Source organism: Holdemanella biformis DSM 3989 (assembly GCF_000156655.1).
Lineage (GTDB): Bacteria > Bacillota_I > Bacilli_A > Erysipelotrichales > Erysipelotrichaceae > Holdemanella > Holdemanella biformis.
Genome location: NZ_DS996839.1, coordinates 63,887 through 70,317 on the forward strand (window position 1 = coordinate 63,887; position 6,431 = coordinate 70,317).

Consider the following 6,431-nt stretch of genomic DNA (forward strand, 5'->3'; position numbering starts at 1 on the left):
AGGCGTATTGTACTTTTCAATCGCTAATACATGACCTTTAGCCAAGTCAACCACATGAATATAGTCACGAACACCCGTTCCATCCGGCGTATCATAGTCATCACCAAATACACCAAGTTCTTTAAGCTCTCCAGTCGCAACCTTCATAATATAAGGCATCAAGTTATTTGGAATTCCCTTTGGATTTTCACCAATCAACCCCGATTCATGCGCCCCAATTGGATTGAAATAACGAAGTAAAGTTACACTCATACTAGGATTTGCGAATTGCACATCCGTTAAAATTCTTTCCATCATAGCCTTTGTAGCTCCATATGGATTGGTTGTTTCACCTAGCTTACAATCCTCTGTTAAAGGAACCACTTCAGGATCTCCATAAACAGTTGCACTTGAACTAAACACAATACTTGGCACATGATACTTTTTCATCATTTTGGCAACCACTAAAGTTGTCATCAAGTTATTTGTATAATACTCAATTGGCTTTTGAACACTTTCACCAACCGCTTTAAATGCGCAACAATGAATCACCGCATCCAATTTATTTTCCTTAAATACAGCCTCTGTCTTTTCTTCATCTAACACATTAAATTCATAAAACTTAACATGTTTTCCTGTAATCTTATAGATTGAATCCAATACATCTGGTTTAGAATTGGAGAAATCATCGATCACGACAACGTCATGACCACTTTCTAATAATTCAACACAAATATGACTACCAATATATCCGGTTCCACCCGCAATTAAAATATTCATAGTTAAAACCTCATTTCTATCTGCTATTATACTACAAAATAAGAATCTCTTTACATTCTTTTTCTGTTAAAGATACGGCTATATCCTCAAACCAAAGACAATGATTTTTCATATCAAAATAATCAAACTTAACACTTCGATTTAATTTCTTTTCTAACTGTTTCTTTTTAACCAGCACCATCTTTGGATTTAAGCACTGATCATAGATTTTAAAGGCCAAAAGAAACTGTGAAACACTATGACACAATACAACTTGCTCATCTTCACATAGATTATCTATACTTTTTTGTTCGGTTAAGACAAGATTAAACTTCTTTTTCGGATCCCTATAAAGAAATGGATAGTACAAATAAAACATAGACTTACAATTTTGACATTGATGCATAAAATACGAACCATCGTCCAGTCGACTTCTAGCCACACGATCCATTTGTGCAATCACAACCGTATCTCTTTTTATCTCAAAAACATGCCCACAATGTGGACATGTTACTGGAATCATTCTTTCTTTCATTAAATCGATCTACAAGCTGATTTTAACCATTCAGCCTCATCCCTTGTTAAATAAGGACTGATCTTTTCAAATACTTCTTGATGATAGTTGTTTAACCAAGCCTTTTCTTCATTTGTCAATAAAGAAACATCCAAACCATCTAAATCAAATGGTACAAATGTGATTGGTTCAAAATGCATGAATTGACCATAATTATTTACATTGCCCTTAACAACAACCATTTCATTTTCATGACGAATACCAAATTTACCTTCACAATAAACACCCGGCTCATTTGAAGTAATCATGCCCTCATCTAATACGCACATTTCATTACGATGTGGCAATACTCTCCATCTAAATCCATTTGGAGACTCGTGTACATTCAACAAGTGACCAACACCATGTCCTGTACCACATTGATAATCCACATCTTGATCCCATAAAGGTCCACGAGCTAAAATATCTAAATTGATTCCCGAACATCCAAATAAGAAGTGTGCATCCGATAAACGAATGTGTCCACGCAATGCTTTTGTGAACCAATATCTTTCTTCTTCACTAATATCACCCAACACAAATGTACGTGTAATATCTGTTGTACCCTCTAAATATTGTCCACCACTATCAATTAGAAGCATACCCGAATTTGTGATATCAACATTTGTTTCTGGCTTTGAAGAATAGTGCATCATAGCCGCATGTTCTTTATAAGCACAAATCGTATCAAAACTATCCTCTAAATAATTTTCTTGTTCACTACGAAGAAGTTGCAATTTAGATTGAACACTCATCTCGCTCATTTCAATCTTACCTGCATTCTTCTTTAACCAATACATGAATTTAGTAACGGCAACACCATCTTTAATATGTGCCCACTTTGTACATTTTAATTCTGTATCATTCTTTAAAGCCTTCCATAAAATGATTGGACTTTCCTTAAATACCGGCTTAGCCTGCAAGTTTGAAACAATCGCATAATTTACACTAGATGGATCGACTAAGACTGAACCTGTTAAAGTCTTTGTTGCCAAATATATATCCGAATAGCCACAAACTGTAACATGGTTGTCTTTAAATTCTTTTAAACTCAATTCATCCAAACGAGATGCATCCATATAAATAGAAGCTGATTCAAGTGAAACAATCGAATAAGCTAAAGCAACTGGAAAATTAGGAATATCATGCGCTCTTAAATTATAAAGCCATGCGATCTGATCCACACTTGTTAGTACAATAGAATCAACTTTATTTTCCTTAAGGAAAGCACGTAAACGACTTAACTTACTCTCTACAGATTCACCTGAGAATTTTTCAGAATAATGAAAAGTTGGCGTACTTGGAAGTTGAGGACGATCTGTCCATACTTCATTGACTAAGTCTAGATTTACATTCATATTCAAATGTGCTAAATCAAACACCGACTTATAAGCTAGAGCATCCTTTGTATTCATGACACGACCATCAAAGCCAACTGTGTCATTTTCTTTAAGATTTTCAACAATATACGCATCAATTTCAGGAACTCCAGGTTGGCCCATTTTCATTAAATCAATGCCTGAGCCTTCAAGCTGATTTGCAGCCTGAATAAAATAACGTCCATCTGTCCATAAGGCAGCCTTATCAAGCAATACAACTAAAACTCCTGCACTCCCTGTAAAGCCAGACATATATTTACGACATGCAAAGTAATCGCAAACATATTCCGTTTCATGGAAATCACTTGTTGGAACAATATAAGCCTGTACATTGTTCTCCATCATTTTTGCACGCAATTTTGAAATTCTTTCTTTAATCATTTTTAAATCCTTCTTTCTCTATGCCAATTTCTTTAGGGCATCCACTTGATAAACTTTATCCAAGAATTCAAAGGCACCCACAGAAAAACATACAACTACAATAATTAAAAATAACATTTTTAGAATATATGTTATAAAGTAAACAGCCTTTACACTGTTTTCTAAACGCATATATTTAAAATGCGACCACATGATAAATAGTGGGAATAAAAACAACATTCCTTGAAACAACCAATACATCCAAGTACGATTTTGTAGAAGGTATAAAATACCAAATACTTTATGCGCATGAAAATCCAACATGAATTGATTGATCACACCATCTGCCATATGTCCATTCATAAAGCCAAGCGCTCCTAAAAAACAAACTCCCGCAAAAATATTATTCAATAAAATCACAGTTCGAGCGACTTGTTGTGTCTTTTTTGACGTAACACGATTCACTTGTGCAAGCAGGCACAAATAGCTCAATATAAATAGAATCGCATATACTACGGAATAAAATGGAATGAAACAATAAAAAATACTAAAGACAACCAGTACACCTATAATGCAATTTGCTAACGTATCGGTTGTTGTGCGATATCTTTGGATTTTTCGAATTCCATATTTATGCATTGAAAATGTATATGTAATCCCATTATACACAGTTTTAGGTAAAACCGACATCACAAGAACCAATATACCAACAATGCCCATCACAATATAATCACCCATTGTATCCTCCCCTTTAAATATTTACCTATCTATTGTAGAATAAAAATATCATTTCGTCCAATAAGAAAGAGGTGTAGAATGAAACTTGTTTTTTTAGATGCCGATGGCACACTATTTCATCACGAAGGCTACATTCCTAATAGCGCAATTAAAGCTTGTATTCAAGCGCAAAAAAATGGTCATAAAATCATTTTATGTACAGGAAGACAACGCATTGAAATCTTTGGCCCCATGTTAGAAATCGACTACGATGCAATTATTGCCGGAAGCGGTGCAACGATTGAATGCGAACATAAAATTATTGAAGAAAACACATTATCCAAAGAAGAAAGTCAATATTTATCAAACTACCTTCTTAAAAATAACATTCCAGCTAACTTTGAAAGCAGTACCGGCATCTATGCCACGCAATATACAAAAGATACAATGTTAAAAATGGTCGAAGAACAATGTGCGGGTAAAACCCAAGAAGAAAAGGCCAAACATGGTCTTACGATTCTTACAAGTCAAATTACAGTTGTCGACAACATTCAAGACTTAATCTACAATAAAGTATCTGTCATTGACAATGGAAAAACACCCTACAAAAAAATCCAACAAGATCTTTCGGATAAATATGATGTAATTCCTGCAACATTTGCGCCTTTAGGAAAAGAAAGTGGTGAAGTCACATCCTACCATATCAATAAAGCAACAGGTATGGATGCCGTAATCAAATACTTTCATGCCGACATCAAAGATACTATTGCGATTGGAGATGGTTTTAATGATCTTCCTATGTTTAAAAAAGCACATCTAAGCATCGCCATGGGTAATGCGCCACAAGAAATCAAAGACAAGGCAAACAGAATCACAACATCCCTAGATGAAGATGGTATATATCATGCCTTTAAAGAATTGAATCTGATTTAATGCAAAGCTCTTTCAAGGGCTTTTTCTTTTACCTGAATCATATATGATTATGGTTGTAAGTAAATCTGAAGATCTTTTCTTGATTACACAAACAGAACACTACATTCCTAATTTTGAGCATGATTAGAAACACTCAAAAGAAGGCAGGACACTCCTGAAAGCACCCTGCCTGTATATTATAGCGTGTACTCTAAGTTATTTTATAAGTTTAAAACATTCTACAGAATAGATTTTTGTAAGATATTGCATTTTTCTATTCTAAATAAGAGCTTTAATCATGAAAATATACTTCTTTTCCAACAAAAAATCCATTTTGATTTAATTGTGATACTCTTTACCTTCAATCACAATATAATCATCGATTTCAATTTGATTTATTATTTTCATAAGCAATCCTAAAATAATCCAAATAAGCTTTATAAGTATCTTGTGCTGATAGACAAGTATCCATCAAATCCCCTTTTCCATAATCCCACTCTTTTAAACCGCGATAATAAAACATTTTCAAATGATCATCAATAATAAAGGGAACTATAAAGGGAACTATATTATATTTCAAACATTCCTTGAATAAGATCAATCTTCCAACACGACCATTTCCATCTTGGAATGGATGGATACGCTCAAATCTTACATGAAAATCGAGAATATCTTCAAAAGTTTTTTCTTTTTTTCATTATATTCTTTTAACGATTCCTTCATCCGTTTGGAAACCTCTTCAGGTAGTGCTGTATCCATTCCACACTCATCATTTAGTATCTTAGAGTCACATACACAGAAGCCTCACTTGATTTATTCTTTAGCTCAGAAAACACAAAATACTTTTTAAAGGAATTTTTAATTTACCTTTAAGGTAAATTATACGTTGAATTTCAACCTTTTATAATATATAATTGAATTAACCTAATAGGTTAATGAGGTGATCCTTTGAAAGTGACATATAAATCAAAAAAATTAGAGAAGAGATGTACAATAGCACGTGAAACAATTAAAGTATATGGTGTAAATAAAGCAGAGCTAATTCATCAAAGAATTGATCAAATTAAAGCTGCAGATACAGTTGAACATCTAGTACAATATCACATTGGACGTTGTCATCCCTTACACGACGAAAACAACCAACGAAGGACAAGAAGAAACCAATATGCAATGGATTTAGGTCATCCGTATAGATTGGTTTTTGAAAAAATTGAGGAAGAGATTCAAATTGCAGAAATCCAATCAATTGAAGATTATCACTAACTTGTTTGGAAAAGGAGGAATAAACATGATTAGAAGTAACACTTATATTGCCACACCACCTGGATCAACTATCAAGGAACAATTAGAAGATAGAGGAATGACACAGAAAGAATTTGCTGCCAGACTTGATATGAGCGAAAAACATATCAGTAAATTAATTAATGGAGAAGTTATTTTAACTGCAGAAATGGCAGTTAAACTTGAAATGGTCTTAGGAATACCTGCATCTTTTTGGACTAATTTAGAATCAATTTATAGGGAAAAGTTGATAAAAATCCAACAGGAAAATGATATGGAAACAGATAAACAAATCGCAAAACAATTTCCATATAATGAAATGGTAAAATTAAACTGGGTTGAGGAAGCGAAAAGTATAGAAGAAAAAGTAATAAATTTAAGAAAATTTTTTGAAATAGTTAAATTAACTCTTCTTACAAATAATAAACTAACTCGAATTGCTTGTAGAAGATTAAATGAAACCACAAAATCCGATTATGCTTTAATCGCAT

At 33.3% G+C, this 6,431-nt stretch carries 8 protein-coding genes; 3 read left to right on the forward strand and 5 right to left on the reverse strand.

What is annotated here, in order from left to right:
* From galE to EUBIFOR_RS00720, 4 genes are all read right to left on the reverse strand, one after another.
* Positions 1-759: UDP-glucose 4-epimerase GalE (gene galE / locus EUBIFOR_RS00705; protein ID WP_003863961.1), on the reverse strand; the 759-nt coding region annotated here is incomplete at its 3' end.
* 31 nt (positions 760-790) lie between these two features.
* Complete coding sequence (locus tag EUBIFOR_RS00710; RefSeq protein ID WP_003863962.1) at positions 791-1,273, reverse strand: CpXC domain-containing protein; 483 nt, start codon at positions 1,271-1,273, stop codon at positions 791-793.
* Positions 1,273-3,051, reverse strand: coding sequence for an aminopeptidase P family protein (locus EUBIFOR_RS00715; RefSeq protein WP_003863963.1), 1,779 nt, complete (start codon positions 3,049-3,051; stop codon positions 1,273-1,275). The genes EUBIFOR_RS00710 and EUBIFOR_RS00715 overlap by 1 nt, the downstream gene beginning before the upstream one ends.
* 18 nt (positions 3,052-3,069) lie before the next feature.
* Positions 3,070-3,768, reverse strand: a complete 699-nt coding sequence (locus tag EUBIFOR_RS00720) for a hypothetical protein (protein WP_003863964.1) — start codon at positions 3,766-3,768, stop codon at positions 3,070-3,072.
* Between the two features lie 78 nt (positions 3,769-3,846).
* Between EUBIFOR_RS00720 and EUBIFOR_RS00725 the strand changes: the two genes are divergently transcribed.
* Complete coding sequence (locus tag EUBIFOR_RS00725; RefSeq protein WP_003863965.1) at positions 3,847-4,680, forward strand: Cof-type HAD-IIB family hydrolase; 834 nt, start codon at positions 3,847-3,849, stop codon at positions 4,678-4,680.
* Positions 4,681-5,044: 364 nt separating this feature from the next.
* Here EUBIFOR_RS00725 and EUBIFOR_RS13200 read toward each other — a convergent pair whose 3' ends face one another.
* A complete protein-coding gene (locus EUBIFOR_RS13200) occupies positions 5,045-5,182 on the reverse strand; it encodes a hypothetical protein (protein WP_244264137.1) in 138 nt (45 codons plus the stop codon).
* A 431-nt stretch (positions 5,183-5,613) separates the two neighbouring features.
* On the opposite strand from EUBIFOR_RS13200, the gene EUBIFOR_RS00735 reads away from it, so the two are divergent.
* Together EUBIFOR_RS00735 and EUBIFOR_RS13075 are read left to right on the forward strand one after the other, a co-directional pair.
* Entirely contained in the window at positions 5,614-5,922 is a 309-nt protein-coding gene (locus EUBIFOR_RS00735) for a hypothetical protein (protein WP_003863967.1), read from the forward strand.
* 25 nt (positions 5,923-5,947) lie between these two features.
* Positions 5,948-6,431: HigA family addiction module antitoxin (locus EUBIFOR_RS13075; RefSeq protein WP_040465989.1), on the forward strand; the 484-nt coding region annotated here is incomplete at its 3' end.